Genomic DNA, 19,788 nt, shown 5'->3' on the forward strand with positions numbered 1-19,788 from the left:
GGAAGGGCGAACTTGCGCGGCGGAACAGCCTCGCTGTTTTGTGGTATTTCGTCGTCATGGCCTCGCCGTCTCGCCGCCGAATCGTGTGGTTCTCTCTCGCCTTCGCCTGCGCTTGCGGCCCCAAACCGGCTGCCGAGACGACCGACGCCACTGACTCGGCGAGCACTGCCGAGCCGGGGAGCACCACCGGCGATACCACGGTCGTCGAGACCACCTCGACGACCGGCGGTACTTCGACGACCGCCGGCTCCACCGCGCCGAACCCTACCACCGCGAGTCCCACCACGAGCGACAGCGGCGATTCGACCGGCGCCACCGGTACTCCCTTCATCACGCCTCCCGACCTCGGCGGCGGAGGCTGTCCCAGAGCCGCCGCCAGCTCCTGCGACCCATGGACGCAGAATTGCCCCTCTGACGACAAGTGCGCGCCTTCGGGGGGCGGCTGCGGCGTCTTCACCAGAACAGTCTGCCACGAGCTGCCCGACCAGCCGGTGCCGCTCGGCGGCATCTGCGAATCGGAGGGTCATCCGCTGAGCGGCCGCAATGATTGCGAGCTCGGCACCACCTGCTGGTTCATCGATCCCGAGACCTTGATCGGCACCTGCGTCAGCCTGTGCCACGGTTCCCCCGTGGCCCCCGATTGCTCGCATGTCCCCGGCACCGCCTGCGTGCTCGTCCACGACGGCCTCGACGCCCCGCTGTGCCTGCCGACCTGCGACCCCTTCGCGCTGACCTGTCCCGAAGGACATCACTGCCACCCGAGCGCGCTCACCCCCGCGCTGTTCGCCTGCACCCCCGACGCCTCGCTCGGCGCCGCCTTCGAGGCGTGCGACAAGGCCGATTGCGCCGCCGGCCTGCTGTGCAGCGAGTCGGAGGCGGCCGCCGTCGAGTGCGCCCCCGACACGAACTGCTGCACCCCGCTGTGCGACCTCGATACCCCCGATTGCCCCGGCGTCGGCCAGGTCTGCCTGCCGTACTACGAGATGGGCCAGGCGCCCGCCGGGCTCGAGGACGTCGGACGCTGCGGCCTGCCGTGATTCGACCAGGGGGATGAGGGGCGGAATGCAGTCCGTGTTGCGAGGCGGCGAGCAGCGAGCCGTCGCCGCAGTTCGAGGATGTGGGGAGCTGCGTGCTGCCGGGCTGAGGCTTAAAAAGCGGAGCCAGGGCGCGCCGTCGACCGCAGGCGTGCCGGGGCGGCTCGATGGACGCGGGCGGGGAGACCTGGGAAGATGCCGGGGAGCGTGTCTCTTCAGGCGGTCATCCTTCGACGATCTGCGGCCTCTCGGGCGCTGCCCTGGCCGGTCGGGAGGTCGGCCGAAGCGAAGAGCTTGGACGGTGCCGGGCATCGAGAGGTGATCCGATGAGAGCTGCGATGGCGATCCTGGGGATATGCGTGCAGGCCCTGCTGGCGTGCGACAAGGGCGACGGCAAGACCACGGACACGGCGAGCTCGGCGAGCTCGACGAGCACCACCGGCGACGACGGCCCGACCAGCGGCGGGACCACCGAGGCGAGCGCGAGCTCGACCGAGGCGGGTTCGAGCACCAGCGGCCCGATGGCCTGCGAGTTGGTCGTCGGGCCGTCGGACGAGTTCGAGGTCGAGGATCCCGACGGGTGCTTCGCAGCGGCGGACGAGGCGGGCTGTCTCGCTGTCGAGAGCCAGTGCACGGCCCTCTACGGGGTGCCGATGACGTGCACGGACGACACGTGGTGCGCGCCCGATGGCGCGGCCTCCGTGTATCTCGGGTGCCGCCCGTTCACGATATGCAAGCTGAACGCGAAGGCGGTCTGCCGGAAGGGCCCGAGCGGGGTCGAGGGCTTCTGGACGATGACCTGCACCCCCGAGGGCTTCGGTCTCTGCGCCCCGAACCTGCAGGAGACGGAGGCCAGCGCCCCACCCGACGCCCCGCCCACGTGTGAATGAACGATGCCGGCGCGGCAGCCTTCGTGCCGCGCAGGCGCGAGAGGTTCAGAAGCGGCCGGTGAGGCTGACGAGGGCGCCGCGCGGGGTGGGGTTCATGCCGGCGGAGAAGCGACGGGCGCGGTCGTTGCGGTGGAGCAGGGGGATGAGGGTGCCGATGGCGGTGCCGGCGAGGGAGCCGAACAGGACGTCGGTCCAGAAGTGTTTGCCGGCCTCGACGCGCAGGACGGCGGTGGCGGCGGCGAGGCCCATCGCGCCCAGCCACAGGGGGACGGCGGCGCGGGCCCGCGGGTGGCGCAGAGTGAAGATGGTGGCCCAGGCGCTCATCATGGCGAAGGCGGTCGAGGTGTGACCTGAATAAAAGGACAGGCGGGCCTCCTCGGCGTTGACGTCGCCGAGCTCGCTCTCGGGCTCGTAGCTGTAGGGCCGCGGGCGCCGGACGGCGAGCTTGACGAGGTTGTTGAGGCCGACGTTGACGGTGAGGACCTCGAACAGGACGACGACGTCGCGGGCCCAACCGGCCGCGGCGTGCCGGTAGGAGCCGGGGGCGCGCCGGCCGGTGACGAGGGTGTCGGCGAGGTCGGCGAGCACGGGGATGGCGATGGCGCCGTAGAGGAGGGCGTCGGAGGCGTGGGCGGCGGCGAGGTTCTGATTGCCGAGGACGCGCCGGTCGAGGGCGTTGATGTGGCTGCGATCGCAGGCGCTGCAGCCGGGCCAGCGCATGTCGCGAGCGGCGAGATCGATGCCGATGGCGGTGACGAGGCCGAGGGTGATGACGGGGACGTCGACGGCGGGCCGCAGGCGCATGAGGTGCGGCGGGAGTGATGGAGGAGGGGGCGGGAGCGGGGGAGCGGCGGCGGGGACGATGCCCGCGGGCGTGTCGGCGGTGGGCGGAGCGTCGGGGGCTGCGCTGTCGGACATGTCTTCGGGGACATGTTCGGAGGGGCCGGTGGGTGTGGTGGTCGTTTCGGACATGTCTTCGGGGACATGTACGGAAGGACCGGTCGGTGCGGCGGACTTGGCGGACATGTCTGGGGAGACATGTGCGGAGGGACCGGTGGGCTGCCAGGCGCCGAGTGACTCGCGAGTCGGGGCCAGCGCGGTCCGGGCGGGGACGAGCGGGTGGGCGGCGGCCGGCGAGGCGGTCAAGACCACGAGCAGGGCGGAGAGCAGGCGGCGCGGCATCGCGGGTCGGCCGAGTATGCCCGGTCGCGGCGGGACCGGGCAGCCGCGAGATGGTCTTCGGGACAGGTGAACCCATGCGGTCCGCGGCGAGGAGTGGCGGCTCGGGGGATTCGCGGGCGAAGCACGATGTTTGCGTCGATCGCGCGCGGCTGGCGGCGGGCGCACGCGTCGCGGTAGATTGCGTCTCTGGCATGCAGACCGAGACGTACGCGGAGCTCGAGGCACGGTTGACGACGGCGGTTGCGAGCGCGGCGGGCGGGGACGCGGCGGCGGCGGAGCGGCTGGCGGACGAGCTGGAGGCGCTGGCGAAGGCGCCTCCGTGCCGCGAGGGCTGGCCGCGGCCGGGCAGCGTGGCGTACATGACGTTCGACGCGTTCCTCAAGGTCGAGGGAGCAGGCCGGGCGCCGCTGGAGCGGCTCGCGGGGCCGTTTTTGCGGGCGATCGCGGCCCACCCGGAGACGCTGGGGGTGCCGCATCGGTTCGCGCCGGCGACGATGCTCGGGCCGTCGGCGATCCCGCTGCTGCTGGCGCTGCTGGACCGCGGGCTGCGATCGACGTCGCGGGCGACGATCGAGGCGCTCGGCGAGTACAACCCGGGTAACGAGGTGGGGTTCAAGCTGGCGAGCGAAGCGGTGGCACGATTGCTGGCGTACACCGACGGTGAGGCGGTCGCGGCGGGGTTGCTGGGGCTCGAATGGAACGACGAGCGCATGTGGCTGCTGTTCCGGGTGCTGACGGAGGCGAACGCGCTGCGGCCGGGCGAGGTCGAGCCGGGGGCCGCGGCGGCGCTGCGGGGGCTGGTGGCAGGGACGGCGACGATCTCGGGCTCGGGGGCGGACCGGCTGCGGGCGCTGCTGCTGCGGGCGAAGATCATCCCGAAGTCGATGGCGCCGGCGATCCGTCTGGCGACGCTGCCGAAGCAGCTGCCGCAGACGGTGGCGGAGGCGCTGGCGCTGATGGGCACGTGGGGGCTGTCGGCGGCCGACGTGGAGGCGAAGGGTCCGGCGAGGCCGCGCGAGATCGAGGCGCTGGCGAAGCAGGTGAAGCCGCGGCTGCCGAAGGCGCTGACGCAATTGCTGGGCACGCACGCGAAGCTCGGCAACCGCGACCTCGGGCCGCCGGCGCGCATGCGGGCGCTGATCGGGGAATTGGCGGAGATGCTCGAGGAGCACGAGGAAGACGCGGACGAGGCCGAAATGGGCCGCGGGCAATACGACGTGCGTGGCTTCGATCCGGGGAAGAAGGCGATCCCGCTCGGTACCGATCCGTCCGGCGACCTGTTCTTCCTGGCGACGGGGGCGAAGTCGGCGGCCGGGACGGCGCCGGTGATCCGCTTTCGCCACGACCAGACGCTGGTGGGGACGATCGCGGCCGACTCGCTCGGCGAGTACGTGGCGCTGATCCTCGCCCGCGCGTACGCCCGCCGCGAGGGCCTGGAGTCGCAGCTGGACAGGCTCGAGGGGCGCAAGCGGACGATCGTGTCAGGGTACAAGCCGCCGAAGCGGGCGTGAGCGGCCGGGTCGCACGCGAGGCGGAGGTCGGCCCACGGAGGCGACGGAGGGGGCGCGGGCGGCCGTGGGGGGTCGTGGCCGCTCGCTGCACAAACATGGCGATGTGTGCAATGGCGGCTTGCACAAATGTGCCGCGGTGTGCAACCGTGTGACGGTGGACGGGGCGCGGGGCAACGGCGAGACGCGGGAGGCGATCCTCGACGCGACCGATCGGCTGCTGACGAGCCGGGGCTTCCGCGAGGTGACGATGGACGACATCGCGGCCGAGGCGGGGGTCAGCCGGCGCACGATCTACATGTACTTCCCGAGCAAGATCGAGGTCGGGCTGTCGTCGATCGACCGGGTGGTGGCGCAGACGTTCGCGCGGCTGACGGCGCTGGCGAGCAGGGGCGGCGACCCGGCCGAGGTGCTGCGCGCGGTGCTGGTCGAGCGGGTGCTGCGGCGGTTCGACAGCGTGAGCGCGTATCGTCAGAGCCTGGACGAGCTGTTCGAGGCGGTGCGGCCGGCATACATGGCCCGAAGGACAGCCCACATGGCGCGCGAGGTGGCGCTGGTGGCGGAGGTGCTGGCGGCCGGGCGGGCGTGCGGGCGGTTCGAGCTCGACGACGCGGCGGCGACGGCCTCGTCGCTGGTAAAGGCGACGAACGCGTTCCTGCCGTACAGCCTGAGCGTGGTCGAGCTCGGGGAGCGAGCGAAGATCGAGGTGGAGGTCCGGCGCATGGCGGCGCTGCTGCTGCGGAGCGTGATGACGCCGGCGGGGCTGCACGCGGGGGCAGGGACGAAGAGCGCGGCGCAGACGAAGGGCGCGGCGCAGACGAAGGGCGCGGCGCAGACGAAGGCAGCGGCGACGACAGCGGCGACGACGAAGGCAGCGGCGAAGACTGCGGTGACGACGAAGGCAGCGGCGACGACTGCGGCGACGAAGAAGCCTGCGGCGACGACGAAGGCCGCGGCGACGAAGAAGCCTGCGGCGAAGGGGACGACTTCGACGACGGAACCTGCGGCGACGAGGAAGCTCGCCGCGACGACGAAGACTGCGGCGAAGGTCGCGGCGCGGGTGAAGGGTCGGGGCCGCGAGCGGGCGGGGTGACGAAAGGCGACGGAGGTGAAGATGCGATTGTCGACGGTGATTCTCGGGTGGTTGTCCGTGTCCACGTTGCTCGGCTGTGCTTCGGCGGCAGCGGCTGCGCCGGCGCCACCGTCACCTGCGGGGCCGCAGATGGCGGTGCCGGTGACGCCGCCGCCGCGGGGGCCGGATGGGCCGATCACGGCGGCCGAGCGCGACGAGGCGATCGAGGCGATCGCGCGCGAGCTGACTGCGAAGTACGTGTTCCCGGCCAAGGCGAACGAGGTGGTGAAGTCGATCCGGGCCCGCCACAAGCGCGGCGAGTACGACAAGCTGACGACGGGGCACGCGCTGGCGACGACGTTGACCGATCACGTGAACGCGGTGCTGCGCGACGCGCACTTCAACATCCGCTTCAGCAAGGAGACGCTGCCGCCGATGCAGGGCGGGGACACGCTGTCGCCGGAGGAGCAGGCCCGCTTCGAGGTGTTCAGCCGGCGCATGAACGGCGGGTTCGAGAAGGTCGAGCGGCTGCCGGGCAACCTCGGCTATCTCGAGGTGCGCGGGTTCGGGTTCCCCGGCCGCGGATTCGAGGCGGCGGCGGCGGCGATGGCGTTCCTGCAGGATACGGACGCGCTCATCATCGACATCCGTCGCAACGGCGGCGGCGACCCGTCGGTGGTGGCGTACCTCTGCAGCTATCTGTTCGCCGATCGGGTGCACCTGAACGACCTGTACTTTCGGCCAGCCGACGAGACGCACCAGTTCTGGACGTCACCGGTGCCGGGCAAGGCGTACACGGGCCGCGAGGTCTATGTGCTGACGAGCAAGCAGACGGGCTCGGCGGCGGAGGAGTTCGCGTACAACCTGCAGAACCTGCGGCGCGCGACGATCGTCGGCGAGGTGACGTGGGGCGGGGCGAACCCGGGCGAGATGGTCCGCCTCGGCGCGCACTTCTCGGCGTTCGTGCCGACGGGGCGGGCGATAAGCCCGATCACGAAGACGAACTGGGAGGGCGTGGGCGTGCAGCCCGATATCGCGACGCCGCCGGACGATGCGCTGCGCGTGGCGCAGGTCAAGCTGCTGGAGAAGCAGCTGGCGAAGGTGACCGAGCCGGAGCTGAAGGCGGGCCTGGAGGCGCGACTGCGCGAGCTGCAGCCGCAATGACGCGGACGCCCGCGGATGACGCGGGCCGAGGTCGAGCTGTCGGAGTCACTGGCGAACGTGATGGAGCAGGGCCTCGCGGCGCGAGGATGACGACGCCCGCGGACGGCCCGTTGCGTGGAGTTCACGGCGAACTGGTGGAGAAACCGGCGAGGGCGTCAGAGTCGTGGCTCGAGCCGCGGCTGCGATGATGACCACGCCGCAGACGACGGGCGTGGGGCCCAGGGCGAGCTCGGGAGAAACCGGCGAGGGCGACGGATTCGCGGCTCGAGCTGCGGCTGCGATGACGACGACTCCGCAGACGACGGGCGTGGCCCAGGTCGTGCGAGTCGCGCGGTGCGTGAGTCCGCCCGGGGGCCGCGGAAGCGCCGGTCGTAGCGAGGTCGATGATTGGTATCGGTGGGCCCGAGTTCGGGGTGGGCCGATTCCCGTGAAGCGGGTGTCGTCATTCGAAAGCGCGCCCGAATGCGCGCACCCACGATACGGTCCGCGCAATCACGCGCGAGGCGAGCGGAACGCAGCATTGACGGCGCTCGCCAGAGGGGAGTAACCGTGACGGTCGCCTGTCATGCCGAAGCAGCGCAAGGTCGAGCCGGGAGATTGCCTGTCCAGCATCGCCTATGAGCACGGCTTCTTCAGCGCGACGGTGTGGAACGCGGGCGCCAACGCGGGGCTGCGGAGCGCGCGGCGGGAGCCCAACTTGCTGGTGCCCGGCGACGTGGTGGTGATCCCCGATCGGCGTGACAAGGGCGTCGGGTGCCCGACCGATCAGCGGACCCTGTTTCGGCGCCGCGGCGTGCCGGCCCGGCTCAACCTGGGGTTCGTCGAGGACGAGGAGCCGTGCGCGGACACGCCGTACGTGCTGCTGGTCGACGGGGCGCGCTTCGAGGGGGTGACCGACGGGGAGGGCCGGCTGTCGGTGCCGATCTCGCCGGCGGCCCGGCAGGCGCGGGTGATCCTCGGCGTCGGGCCGGAGGCCGTCGAGTACACGTTCAACCTCGGCCGGCTGCTGCCGCCCGATCAGGACGACGGCGTGCGCGCGCGGCTCGAGAACTTCGGCCACTCGTGCGGCGGCGAGACCGGGCCGCTCGGGCCGCAGACGGCGGCGGCGCTGCGCAACTTCCAGGTCGAGCAGGGGCTGGCGCCGAGCGGGATCGTCGACGACGAGACGCGCGCGCGGCTGTCGGCGCACCATGGCTCTTAGGACAGGTGACACATGACGCGGTGGGTCGACACGATCGATAAGCGTGAGGTCCCGCGCCAGACCGCTGGCCGGCTGACCTGGAGCGACCTCGACGATCTGCGCACGCCCGGACGGGCGCTGTCGGAGGACCTCGTGGCCTACGCGGTCGAGGATTTCTTGGGGGTCAAGCAGGATCGCGTGACGTGGGTCCGGCCGATCCTTCCGGTGCCGGACGGCGCGCTCGACGTCGACGATCACGCTGCGCCGCGGCTGACCTGTCGCGTGCTTTGCCACGGTCACTACAGCTTGCTGGTGCTCGATCGCCACACGGGCGAATTGCTGCACCTCGATACGGCCAACCGGAATCACAACAACGCCCAGGCCGAGGCGCTGGTCGGCGGTGGGGGGCGGATCACGCACGCGGCGTGGGTGCCGAAGCAGCAGTCGGGGAGCAACAATTGCGGGCCGATGGTGGCGCTGATGCTGGCGGCGATCGCCGGGACCGACGGCGCGCCCGCCAACGTCCGCCGGGCGATCACGGGCGGGGTCTCCAACGACGCGGCGGAGCGGCTGCGCCGGGCGCTGCTCGATCACTTCAAGCCGATGTTCGTCGAGGACGACGAGGACGACGACGGCGCGCTCGAGGATGAGGCGCGGGGCGAGGCGCCGCGCGAGAGCTCCGGTGAGCCGCCGCCGGTGCTGTTGGACGAGGCGCCGGGCGAGATCGTCGACGACGTCGCGGAGGAGGACGAGCCGGGTGAGCCGCCGCCGGTGCTGTTGGACGATGCGCCGGACGAGATCGTCGACGACGTCGCGGAGGAGGACGAGCCGGGTGAGCCGGTCGCCGAGGAGATCGACGTGGTGGTCGCGCGCGCGCCGTGGCTGCCGCCGGCGATCGACTACGCGGGGTTCGTCGATCTGCGGCCGGTGCCGCCAGTGCCCGAGTCGTCGAACGTGCACGACGTGCCGCGCAGCGAGCACGCGGCGGAGGTCCGCTCGACGCACGCGCGCTCGCGCCTGCAGCTGGAGGCGCTCTACCTCGAGGACGCGGACGGGCAGCGCTCGCGGGCGTACCGCTACCCCGCCGACGTCGATCACGCCGCGCCGGCGGAGGATCAGCGGTTCGCGTTCCGGGTCGACGATCCGGCGCCGCAGTCGATCCGCTGGCGGATCCGTCACGCGAAGCCGCTGCGGCGCGGGGTGCTCGAGCTGTTCGTGGCCGGTCGCGCCGAGCCGGTGTGGTCGCGCGCGCTGTCGGCGGAGGAGCTCCGAACCTCGCCCGGGGGCGAGCGCAGCGACGGCAGCACGGTCGAGGGCGGGCTCGCGTGGACGGGCAGCTTCGCCGGCGGGGCGCCGGCAGACGGCCGGGTCCGCGCCGGCGAATCGCCGTACAAGCTCAAGCTGACGATCTTCAGCAAGACCGGCGCGGTGGTGGCGAAGCGGCAGGCGTGGACGTACTTCGACGTCCCGTATCAACACAAGTACGCGCTGCTGAGCTACGTGCCGAGCACCGAGTTCGGCTGCTTCGGCGTCCGCTTCGATCCGGCGCGGGCGCGGCTCGACGTGTTCATCGACGCGATGTTCGCGTTCCTGCCGGTGACGCCGGTCGAGGCGGCGTGGGATCCGGGTCGCAAGGCGGAGATCGTCGCCAATTATCCGCGACGGATCCACGCCGACTGGAGCGGGCACTACGATCTGAGCTGCGACGGGGTCCGGGCCGCGCCGGTCATCGTCTTGAGCGGGCGGCACGTCCAGGACCTGCCCGCGATGGAGGGCACGGACAACCCGCTCAGCGTCGAACCGGCGCTGGTGCGCCGCATGGACCGGGACTCGCTCCACTTCTTCGCGTGGTTCCGCGACGGGATCGGGCGCTCGGGGCTGATGCTCCACCCGCTCAGCGCGAGCGTGAATCTGTTCGCGCCCTCGGCCTTCGACGAGGATCAAGCGAGCATGATGCTCAGCAGTCCGACGATCCGCGAGGACCTGCAACGGGCGCAGCGGAGCGTGCTCGAAGCGCTGCGCGAGGACGCGGGCTTCGCCGCGACCGGGGCTCGCATCGAGGTGCTCGATGAAGGCAGGCCCGACGCGCGGCCGCGGATCGTGCTGCCGTTCGCGTCCAGGGTCGAGGAGCTCGATCCGGCGACGCACCGGGTCGCGCTCGACCGCCTGGTGACGGTGCTCAACGCGATCCGCGGCGAGCTCAACACCGACGTGCCGGTGTTCGTGACCGGCTGCATGAAGCGGAGCGAGCGCAGCAAGCTGCTGCGGCGACAGCACCACGACCGGGAGCGCGCGGCGCACGTGTCGGCGTACTTGCGCCGCGAGGGCGGGCTGGCGGCGCCAGCGTACCCCGAGGGGGCGACGGCGCGGCAGATGGTCGCGGGGCGCGGCTACGTGGTGCAGGCGAAGGACGGTCAGATCCGCGAGCAGGGCGGCGTCGAGATCGAGATCGGTTACACCGACGACGCCGAGTACTCGCAGGTGATGGTCGGGCGGACGGCCTACTGCGCGCTCGTCCACGAATTCGGGCACATGCTGGGGATCCCCGACGAGTACATGACGTACGAGTTCGACACGTCGACCTGCAGCATCGCTTCGAGCCAGCCGCGGCTGCGGGAGATGTGCCTCGACAAGGGGATCGCGGCGCCGGAGTTCCCCCGCGAGGGCGCGAACCTGTTCCACGCGGCGTTGATGTCGGCGGGGGTGCGGTTCTACGAGCGCTACTACCTGACGATCGCCGAGGCGGTGGAGAAGGCGACGACGCTGGCGATGGGGGCGCCGCGGCGGTGGGACATCGGCGCGAACGAGACGGTGGCCGAGGCGACCGACGAGGCGTTTCACCAGCGGTACGACCATTTCGGGTTGATCGAGGCGCTGCACAGGGCGCGGCGGGCGGTGCAGCGGCACGAGGTGGCGCCGGTGCGGCTCCTGGCGTCGATCCGGCGGAAGATCCTGCGGACCGTCGCGGGGGCCAGGATCGCGTATCTGCGGGTGGTCAGCCGCGACACGCTGGCGCCGGTCCATCGCGTGGGGCCGGTGCGGGTGCTGATCGGGGTCGGTGTGTTCGACGGCGACGAGGTGCTGCACGCCAGCATCCACGCGCGCCAGTGGCCGCTCACCTGCACCATCGCGCTGCCGCTGGGGACGCAGGTCGTGGAGGGGGTACACTTGCCCGCGACGGGCGACGGTCGCGTGCCAGTGACGCTGCGGTCGCGCTGGGCGTTCGAGGGGACCGGCGTGTTCACCTGCTCGACGCTGCGGGTGCGGTTCTTCGCGACCGCCGACGGCGATGCGCCGCTCGACGTGTTCGCCGGCCACACGCTGCGCGGGCGCGACCTCGGCAGCGCCGAGGGCGTGGTGCTGTACATGGAGGGCGAGCCCCAGGGGGCGGAGTTGGGGCTGCAGCTACGCTCCGACACGCACCTCTTGAGCCCCGACGTGGCCCGCGTCGAGCTCGGGAGCACGCGCGCCGCGCTCGACGTGTACGCGCCGGTCCACGAGCCGCCGGCGGTGCCGCAGCCGCTGTCGGCCGCCGATCGGCTCGCTCCCGGCGCCGTCGTGCTGCTCGATCACGAGGACGCGCGTCGACCCCGGACCCTCGTCACCGTGCATCGCCCGCACGGGGCCACGCGGCGGCTGCGGCTGCGGCTGCGGGGCGGCAAGGTCGATCTGTTCGCGGCCGAGCGGGCCACGCCGGGCGAGGCGAAGCTGGGGGCCGAGCGGCGGCGCGGCGACGATGTCGCGTGGGAGTACGTGATCCCCGACGAGCGCTTCGACGCCAGGGGCCGCGCGTCGTTCTGGCTGGCCGGCGCGGCGGTCAGCGGGGCCGCCCGCGACGCCAGCGTGGAGCTGCGCTGGGAGGGCAAGCAGCTCGAGCTGGCCAGCGCGAGGCTGACGGTGGTGGACGTGACGCTGACGGCCACGGTGCCGGCGACGCGGGCCCGCACCGAGCGAACGGTCTCGCTGCGGCCGGTGACGGTGGGCGCGAATCAATTGCTGATCGCCCGCGACGGTGAGCGGCGGCGGGCGACCACCGACGATCAGGTGTTCGACGCGGCGCGGATGGGCGCGTCGCGGCTGGCGAAGATCCGGGCGACGCATCCGTACGCCACGACGGACTTCGACAAGAACCCGCCGCTGGTGCTGATCCGCGGGTCGCTCGGGGACTCGCAGGTCCGCGTCGATCTGGCGATCGCGCCGGCCGAGCTGGCGCCGGCCGTCGCGTGGGACATCGCGCGCGCGGCCGACGACACCATCGACGAGGCGCCGCCGGTGCTCAACCCGGGGGGCCTGCGCTGTACGTTCGGCGACGGGGCGACCGGTTCGTTCCACGTGCGGGCGCTGCTCGGCGGACGACCGCTGGCGGTCCTCAACCTCGTGATGGTGGCTGCGACGCTGCAGCCCGACGGCGACGGCGAGGACGAGCGGTCGCGGGCGGGGGTGGAGATAGCCCGACCGCACGAGATCGACGGGGATTCGATCGACAACGCGATGGCCCGCGAGTTTGGGCAGCCGCAGATCGTGCGGATCAAGAGCGGTGACTTCGGGGCCCAGCCGTGCGTGCGCCTGCGCGGCAAGGTGCGCCTGATCAGCGGCGGGCCGAGGGGGCGTCGCGGCCTCGATCAGGTGGCGGCAGGGTGGGTGCAGAACTTGACCCACGTGCTGGTGCGCTCGCGCTACGAGGGCGGGCGGCAGATCGAGCTGGGCCACGTGCACAACAAGGAGGGCGCGTCGATCCTGCGCCCGTTCATGCCCGGCGCCGACGCAGGGGACAGCTACTTCGTCGGCGCCGACGTCGCTATCGCGCTCGAGCAGGACGTCGGGGTCGACACGCCGATCCTGGACACGGGCCTCATGGGCCAGGGCGGCGCCGACTCGGTGCTGGGGAACAGCAAGTTCGAGGAGGTCTGGAACGCCCACGGGTTGGAGCTCCGGGTCGAGGCGCTCGACGCCCCGGCGACCGAGTTCTTCGTCCACTACCCGGGCCAGCCAGAGGCGCTGCTGACCCGGATCCGCTACGAGCACGACTTCCGCGCCTATCTGTGCGTGTGGACCAATTGCATCGGGGCGGCGGCGTCGAACAAGACCGAGTTCCGCGCGGCCAGCTACGCCGCCGACCGCTGCGTGGCGGTGCTCCGCCGCGTCGACTGGTCGCTGAAAGGACGCTGGCGGGTCCGCTGGGAGGGGCTCGTCGAGGGCGAGATCGCCGGGCCGGGCTGGGCGACGAAGATCCGGATCGAGCCGCTCGCGCCGGAGGACGAGCTGCGGGCGGTGCTGGACGCCACGATCGATGAAGCGAGGCCGGCGCGCGACGCGGGGGTCGAGCTGTACTACCCGACCGAGCTGCAGGTGTTCGCCTGGCAGGGCAGCGAGTGAACGACATGTCTCATGGGACATGCCTACAATGACATATCGTGAATGACATGTCGTGGAGAGCATGTCCACAAGGACATGCTCTTCGGGGCAGCCTCGCTCAGGCCGACAGCTGGGCGCCGTCGAGCGCGAGCGAGTGGCCGGTGATGAACGAGGCGTCGTCGCTGGACAGCCAGGCGATGGCGCGGCCGACCTCGTCGGCGCGGCCGGGGCGGCCCATCGGGATGGCGGCGATCACGGGCTCCATCACGGCGGGGAAGTGAGCGAGGGCGCTGTCGACCATCGGCGTGCCGGTGATGGCGGTGGGGGCGACGCAGTTGACGCGGATGTTCTGCCTGGCGTGGCCGAGGGCGGCCGAGCGGGTGATGCCGAGCACGGCGTGCTTGGTGGCGACGTAGGCGGAGCCGGTGGGGGTGCCGACGTGCGAGAGGATCGAGGCGACGTTGACGATGCTGCCGCCGCCGCCCTGGGCGACCATCTGCCGCAGCTGGTGCTTCATGCCGAGCAGGGTGCCGCGGACGTTGACGGCCATCATGCGATCGAAGGCGTCGCCGTCGACGTCGGTGACGGGGCCGAAGTCCTCGCAGACGCCGGCCGAGTTGACGGCGCAGTCGAGCCGACCATAGGCGGCGACGGTGGCGGCGACGCCGGCGACGATGTCTTGCTCGACGGTGACGTCGAGGGTGATGAACATCGCGGCCGCGCCGCGGGCCCGCAGCTGCTCGGCGACCTCCTCGCCCTCGGCCCGGCGCCGGGCGGCGATCACGACTTTGGCCCCGGCGTCGGCGAAGGCGAAGGCGGTCGCCTTGCCGATGCCCGAATTGCCCCCGATGATCAGCGCGACCCTGTCTCGCAACGATTGCATGCGGCGTTGTCCTCCCGGCCGAGGATAACCGGAGGCGAGCGCGTGGCGGCGGTGCGCGGGCTGGGCGAGCTCTCGCGGCGGTTCGGTGGACGGCGTCACGCGGGCCGGGGAGGCGCCGCGAGGGCGAGTTCACGGCGCGGGCACGGGCTCGGCCCCGAGGTCGCGGGCGAGGTCGGCGAGCTCGCCGATGGGGACCTGCAGGGCGGGCAGGCGGGTGATGTCGGTCCGCGCGGCCTGGGCGATGGTCTCGCTGGCGCGCATGACGAGGCCGCCGTGGGGATCGGCGACCACGGTGTAGCCGGCCTTGCGCAGGCGGGTGAGGCGAGCCTGGGCCGAGGGCGAGAGGTCGGTGGCGGTGATGCGCAGGGAGGGCACGCGGCCGGGCCAGATGGCGGCGAGGTAGGCGGTGATCCGCGGGGGGTAGACGACGCCGCCGGCTGTCTTTTCGTTCAGGTGAACGTCGACCAGAGCGGGGTAGCCGCTGACGTCGCAGCGCACGGCGCCGTGGAGGTGGCTGGTCCACATGGCCTCGGGGCTGACAGGCGCGGGCCACAGGCCGTCGAACCACGCGGCGATGGCGTCGTAGCTGGGCAGGCGCTGGCCGCCGAGGGCGTCGCCGAGGCGCTGGACCTCGGCGCCGAACCGCTCGCCGCGCTCCTCACGACGCAGGCGCAGGAAGATCGCAAGCACGGCGATCGCCGCGGCGAGGTACCACAGGCCGAACAGCAGCAGGCCGCCGCAGACGATGGCGACGAACAGCAGGCCGAGGCCGCCGCCCTGGACCTGCTGCTGGCGCCGCTCGTCGGCGTGGCGGGCCAGGAGGGCGCGGCGGGCCACGGCGAGGGCGCTGGCGGGGATCCGCCCCTCGGGCTCGGGTTCGGCGGCGTCGGGCCGGTCGGGGAGGATCGAGCGGACGGCGGCGAAGAGGGCGTGGGTGGCGACGGCGGGCTGGCCGTCGGCAGGCTCGCGCACGGCGGCGACGAGCAGCGGGGCCTCGGCCAGGCCGCCGGGCGGAGGGGCGAGCGCCGCGGTCTGGGCGGGCGCGCTCTGGCTGGCGCCAGGGCGGTTGTAGAGGATGGAGAGCAGCGAGGAGTTCGAGGGGTTGATCGCGGCGCCGGGGAGGGTGTCGCTGGCGCTGGTGCGAGCGGTCGGGTCGCGCGCGAGGCTGGCCCCGAAGACAGGTGCGTCGGCGGGCGCGGGCAGCGGGCCGGACAGGACGGCGGGGTCGAGGCGGGCGGCGGGATCGGGATCGGTGTCGGGGCCGGAGATGTCCGCAGGGACAGGTGGGGGCGGGAGGCCGGCGGGCAGGGTCTGCGCGGCGATGGGGATGTCCGCGGGGACAGGTTGGATGTCCGCGGGGACAGGTGAGATGTCCACGAGGACAGGTGAATACGAGCTGTCTGCGGGGACATGTGAGATGTCCGCGGGGACATGTGAGATGTCCTCGGGGACAGGTGCGTCGGCGGCAGCACGTTCGCGGACGGCGTGCTCGGCGGCGGCGGGCCGGGGGCCGGGCGGGCGGCCGGGGCGTGAGCCGGGCTGGACGGCGGCGGCCGGGCCCTGCAGGGTGTCGCCGGGGTGGGGCGGGGCTTCGCCGGCGAGGTCGATGTCCTTGAGGACAGGTCGCACCGGGGCGGGGTCGGCAGGGGCGGGGGCGGGGCCGATCGAGAGCAGGGTGGTCGGCGGGACGGGCGCGGCGAGCAGGCTGGCGGCGAGCCCGGGCTGGTGGCGCACGCGGACCGGCGCGGCGAACTCGAGGTCGGGATCAGGGCTGTCTTTGGGGACAGGTGACCCCTGGACCAGGTCGCGCACGGCCTGCTGGATGGCCCGCTCGTAGAGGGCGAGGGCGTCGGCGACGGCCGGCGGCAGCCCATGCGATCGAGCGCACGCGGGGCAGTCAGCGGCGCCGCGGATGTCGTCGAGCGAGAGCGCGTGCTGACAGTGCGGGCAGCGCAACGCGAGGGTCGGAGAGAGCACGGCGCGACGATACCGCAGAACGCGGGGGCGGGGCCTGTCCGGCGGACGCGAGCGTGGGCGCGCAGACGGGCGCGGCGCGGCCGACGAGGCGGCGGGCTGGTCGAGCGCGGCAGATGTCGCGTGCGCGAGGTCCGGGATCGACCACGGCGAGGCAAGGTGACGAGATCGTCAGGATGCAGCGACGCGGGGAGATGGCTCGGTGAGGTGCAGTCGCGGTCGGTCGAGTCGCCGGCGCATGATGTCGAGTACGCGAGCACGGGCCAGGCCGAGGCGGTGAACGAGCAGGGACGAGGGAGTGCATGCGTCCGCGCGACCGGCAGACCCGCATGGGCTTCACGGGCCCCGCTCCCGGGTGCGCGGGCCATCGGGTCGCTGTCGCCATGGGCGAGCGAGAGCGGTCGTTCGGGACGGCGCGGCGAGAGCGATGTTTTGGAAACCTCGACCGGGCGCGGAGGCCATGGGCGAGCGAGGGCGGTCGTTCGGGACGGCGCGGCGAGAGCGGGGTCAGGTTCAAAAAAACACGACCGGGGGCGGGGGCCGGTGCGGGCGAGATCGGCGGAACGAAGGTCAGGGCCCGGGAATGCGGGCCGAGGGCGCGGCAGTCGGGGCCCGCGCTCGGGCGCGGAACGGCGGCTCCGGGCCGTTTTGGCGGTGTCTGGGGCGCTTGCGGCTGGGTCCGCCGGACGCGCGGGCGAGGATGCGCGCGGCGGCGAGTCGCGGTATGAGGAGGCGCCGCGCGCGACCGCGGGCGGCGAGCTTTACCGTGCCCGATCTGCCCGTCTCGCCTCCCTCGCCCCGCGGCCTCGCCCTTCCGGGGGCCGCCACTTCCTTCGCGCCGCTCGTCGACGAGCGGCTGGCCAACGGCGCCCGCCTGCTGATCCTGCCGGGCCGCCCGACCGGCTCCGGGCCGGCGGCGGTGCAGCTATGGGTCGGCTCGGGCACGGCGGCCGAGCGCCCGGACGAGCACGGCTGCGCCCACCTGCTCGAGCACATGCTCTTCAAGCCATGTGCTTTGGGACATGGCCCAAAGAGCATCCGCGCGCGCCTGGCCGCGGCCGGGCTGCGGCGCGCCGAGGAGGCGCTCGACCTGGCGGGGGCGATCGAGGCGCTCGGCGGCGACATCAACGCGTTCACCAGCCACGACGAGACGGTGGTGCACGTGACGGCGCCGGCGGCCCGCGCGGCCGAGGCGGCGGCGATCATCTCGGCGGCGGCGCTGTTCCCGACGCTGGACCCGGCCACGCTGGCGCAGGAGCGCGAGGTGGTGATCGAGGAGATCAAGCAGTACGACGACGATCCGGGCCAGCGGGTGACGCAGGCGGCGCTGTCGCGGGTGTACGGGGCGCACGCGTACGCGCGGCCGGTGCTGGGGCTCGAGGCGGAGGTCGCGGGGCACACGGCGGCGCGGCTGCGTGGGTATCACCGGCGGGCTTACGCGGGTGAGCGGCTGACGCTGGTGGCGGTCGGGCCGGTCGACGTGGCGGCGCTGCGCAAGGTGGCGCGGGCGATCGTCGGGGCGGTGCCGGCAGCCAAGGCGCGCGCGTCGGCGGGCGAGCCGGGGGTCAAGCCGGGGGTGACGCTGCGCCGGGCCGAGGTCCAGGAGACCTACGCGCTGCTGGCCTGGCCGGCGCCGGAGGCCGGGGCGGCGGAGGCGGCGGCGATCGACGCGGCGTCAGTGGTGCTCGGCAACGGCGAGTCGTCGCGCCTGGTCGCCGAGACTCGGCGCAAAGACCAGGTCGTCTCGGACATCCAGGCCCACTGCGACTCGCTGCGCCACGGCGGGACGGTGATGGTGTCGGCGCGCACGACCGCGAAGCAGACGACGGCGGCGGTGACGGCGGTGCTGGCCCAGGTGCGGCGGCTGGCGGACGCGGCGGTGTCGGCGGAGGAGCTGGCGCGGGCCAAGGCGATCCTCGAGAGCGACCTGGTCTATCGGCGCGAGACGGTGCAGGGCCAGGCGCACGCGCTCGGGGCCTGCGCGACGCTGTTCGGCGATCTGGCCCGCGAGCGCGAGTACTACGCGGCCCTGGCGGCGCTGACCCCCGAGGCGGTCCGCTCGGCCTGCGCGCGCTGGCTCGACCCGGCGCGCGCGTGCGTCAGCCTCGAGCTGCCGCGCGCGGAGGTGGATGTAGCGACGGCCAAATCCCTGAAGGCCGCCGTGAGCGAGGCGCTGAAGCCGGCGCCGGCGCGGGCGCGCGGCGGGGTGACGCCGAAGCGGGCCAGCGACGGGATCGAGACGGTGACGCTGTCGAGCGGGCTGCGCCTGCTGGCGCGGGTCGAGCCGGCGGTGCCGGTGGCGGCGGGCTGGCTGATCTGGCCGGGCGGGCTGCGGCGCGAGCCGGCGGCGCTGGCCGGGGCGAACTCGCAGATCGCGGCGCTGCTGACCCGCGGCAACGCGCGCACCAGCGGCGAGGCGCTGAGCCAGGCGATCGACGGCATGGCGGCGGGGCTCGACGGGTTCGCCGGCCGCAACAGTCTGGGCCTGCATTTCGAGTGCCTGGCGCGCCACTTCCCGGCGGTGCTCGGGCACGCGCTCGATTGCGCGACGACGCCGAAGTTCGCGGCCGAGGAGCTCGAGGAGGAGCGCCGGGTGGCGCTGCAAGACCTGGCGTCCGAGGTCGACGATCCGGGCCAGGTGGCCAGCCGCGGGCTGGCCGCGATCCTCTACGGCGAGCACCCGTTCAGCCGCCCGGGCCGCGGGACGCCGGCGGGGCTGCGGGCGCTGACGCCGGCCAAGCTGCGCGGGCTGTGGCGCCGCGACTACCCGATCGGGCAGGCGGTGCTGGCCCTGGCCGGCGACATCGACGTGGCGGCGGCGGCGGCCCAGGTCGAGGCGGCGCTGCGCGAGGCTGGCCTTCAGGACAGGCTGTCCTCGGGGCCAGGTGCGCTCAAGAAGTTCGGCGCGCCGACCGGGCCGCGCGAGCGCGAGATCTTCCAGGACCGCGAGCAGGCCCACATCGCCCTCGGGTGGCCGGGGATCGCTGTCGGCGATCCGCGCGAGCCGACGCTCGACGTGCTCAGCGCGGTGCTCGGCGGGCAGACCGGGCGGCTGTTCACGGCGCTGCGCGAGGTCCAGGGGCTGGTGTACGAGGTGTCGATGAGCAGCGTCGAGGGCCTCGACGCCGGCCACGTGGCGATCCACGCGTCGACGAGCCAGGACAAGCTGCCGAAGGCGCTGGCCGCGATCGCGGCGGAGGTCGAGCGCGCGATGCGAGAGCCGCCGACGGCGGCGGAGGTCGAGCGCGCCAAGGCGTGGCTGGTCGGCCAGTTCGAGCTGGGGCAGCAGCGCCGCAGCCGGATGGCGTCGCTGCTGGCGCTGTCCGAGGTCTACGGGCTGCCGCGCGCGCGGGCGTTCGCGTACCCGCAGCGGGTGGGGGCGGTGACGACAGACGGGGTGTGGGCATTGGCCCGGACGCTGTTCCGCCCGCAATGGGCGGCGCGCTGCGTGGTCCGGGCGCGCCGGCGCAAGGGCTGAGAGGCCAGGGTGAGGGGCCTGTCCTTCGGGACAGGCGGGGCGCGGTGCGGACGGGGGCATGGGATGTC

General features: G+C 73.2%; 11 protein-coding genes. 8 read left to right on the plus strand and 3 right to left on the minus strand.

The annotated features are described in order from the left end of the window. The first annotated feature begins 56 nt into the window (after nucleotides 1-56). Both POL25_RS19910 and POL25_RS19915 read left to right on the plus strand, forming a co-directional pair. Nucleotides 57-1,037, plus strand: coding sequence for a hypothetical protein (locus POL25_RS19910; protein ID WP_272087689.1), 981 nt, complete (start codon nucleotides 57-59; stop codon nucleotides 1,035-1,037). Between the two features lie 335 nt (nucleotides 1,038-1,372). Further along, nucleotides 1,373-1,924 (plus strand): hypothetical protein, encoded by a 552-nt coding sequence (locus POL25_RS19915; RefSeq protein WP_272087690.1) that lies wholly within the window; start codon nucleotides 1,373-1,375, stop codon nucleotides 1,922-1,924. 45 nt (nucleotides 1,925-1,969) lie between these two features. Here POL25_RS19915 and POL25_RS19920 read toward each other — a convergent pair whose 3' ends face one another. Next, nucleotides 1,970-2,950, minus strand: coding sequence for a phosphatase PAP2 family protein (locus POL25_RS19920; RefSeq protein WP_272087691.1), 981 nt, complete (start codon nucleotides 2,948-2,950; stop codon nucleotides 1,970-1,972). A gap of 347 nt (nucleotides 2,951-3,297) precedes the next feature. Here POL25_RS19920 and POL25_RS19925 point away from each other — a divergent pair, with 347 nt between their 5' ends. From POL25_RS19925 to POL25_RS19945, 5 genes are all read left to right on the plus strand, one after another. Then, nucleotides 3,298-4,617, plus strand: a complete 1,320-nt coding sequence (locus POL25_RS19925; protein WP_272087692.1) for a hypothetical protein — start codon at nucleotides 3,298-3,300, stop codon at nucleotides 4,615-4,617. A gap of 154 nt (nucleotides 4,618-4,771) precedes the next feature. Continuing rightward, complete coding sequence (locus POL25_RS19930; RefSeq protein WP_272087693.1) at nucleotides 4,772-5,707, plus strand: TetR/AcrR family transcriptional regulator; 936 nt, start codon at nucleotides 4,772-4,774, stop codon at nucleotides 5,705-5,707. Nucleotides 5,708-5,764: 57 nt separating this feature from the next. After that, nucleotides 5,765-6,850 carry a S41 family peptidase gene (locus tag POL25_RS19935; protein WP_272087694.1) on the plus strand — a complete coding sequence of 362 codons (1,086 nt, stop codon included), beginning with the start codon at nucleotides 5,765-5,767 and terminating at the stop codon, nucleotides 6,848-6,850. A 565-nt stretch (nucleotides 6,851-7,415) separates the two neighbouring features. Next, complete coding sequence (locus POL25_RS19940; RefSeq protein ID WP_272087695.1) at nucleotides 7,416-8,051, plus strand: peptidoglycan-binding domain-containing protein; 636 nt, start codon at nucleotides 7,416-7,418, stop codon at nucleotides 8,049-8,051. Nucleotides 8,052-8,063: 12 nt separating this feature from the next. Beyond that, nucleotides 8,064-13,406 (plus strand): hypothetical protein, encoded by a 5,343-nt coding sequence (locus tag POL25_RS19945; protein WP_272087696.1) that lies wholly within the window; start codon nucleotides 8,064-8,066, stop codon nucleotides 13,404-13,406. 97 nt (nucleotides 13,407-13,503) lie between these two features. Here POL25_RS19945 and POL25_RS19950 read toward each other — a convergent pair whose 3' ends face one another. Together POL25_RS19950 and POL25_RS19955 are read right to left on the minus strand one after the other, a co-directional pair. Beyond that, nucleotides 13,504-14,268, minus strand: a complete 765-nt coding sequence (locus POL25_RS19950; protein WP_272087697.1) for an SDR family NAD(P)-dependent oxidoreductase — start codon at nucleotides 14,266-14,268, stop codon at nucleotides 13,504-13,506. A 129-nt stretch (nucleotides 14,269-14,397) separates the two neighbouring features. Beyond that, complete coding sequence (locus POL25_RS19955) at nucleotides 14,398-16,245, minus strand: hypothetical protein (RefSeq protein WP_272087698.1); 1,848 nt, start codon at nucleotides 16,243-16,245, stop codon at nucleotides 14,398-14,400. 763 nt (nucleotides 16,246-17,008) lie between these two features. Here POL25_RS19955 and POL25_RS19960 point away from each other — a divergent pair. Then, nucleotides 17,009-19,720 carry a M16 family metallopeptidase gene (locus tag POL25_RS19960; protein ID WP_272087699.1) on the plus strand — a complete coding sequence of 904 codons (2,712 nt, stop codon included), beginning with the start codon at nucleotides 17,009-17,011 and terminating at the stop codon, nucleotides 19,718-19,720. The last annotated feature ends 68 nt before the right edge of the window (nucleotides 19,721-19,788 follow it).

Origin of the sequence: Nannocystis bainbridge, assembly GCF_028368995.1 — a bacterium.
Classification (GTDB): Bacteria; Myxococcota_A; Polyangia; order Nannocystales; family Nannocystaceae; genus Nannocystis; species Nannocystis bainbridge.

What these genes read in the sequence shown, in the direction of transcription:
- POL25_RS19910 (WP_272087689.1), top strand. Translation starts at nt 57, where the DNA reads ATGGCCTCGCCGTCTCGCCGCCGAATCGTGTGGTTCTCTCTCGCCTTC.
- POL25_RS19915 (WP_272087690.1), top strand. Translation starts at nt 1,373, where the DNA reads ATGGCGATCCTGGGGATATGCGTGCAGGCCCTGCTGGCGTGCGACAAG.
- POL25_RS19920 (WP_272087691.1), bottom strand. Translation starts at nt 2,950, where the DNA reads ATGTCCGCCAAGTCCGCCGCACCGACCGGTCCTTCCGTACATGTCCCC.
- POL25_RS19925 (WP_272087692.1), top strand. Translation starts at nt 3,298, where the DNA reads ATGCAGACCGAGACGTACGCGGAGCTCGAGGCACGGTTGACGACGGCG.
- POL25_RS19940 (WP_272087695.1), top strand. Translation starts at nt 7,416, where the DNA reads ATGCCGAAGCAGCGCAAGGTCGAGCCGGGAGATTGCCTGTCCAGCATC.
- POL25_RS19945 (WP_272087696.1), top strand. Translation starts at nt 8,064, where the DNA reads ATGACGCGGTGGGTCGACACGATCGATAAGCGTGAGGTCCCGCGCCAG.
- POL25_RS19950 (WP_272087697.1), bottom strand. Translation starts at nt 14,268, where the DNA reads ATGCAATCGTTGCGAGACAGGGTCGCGCTGATCATCGGGGGCAATTCG.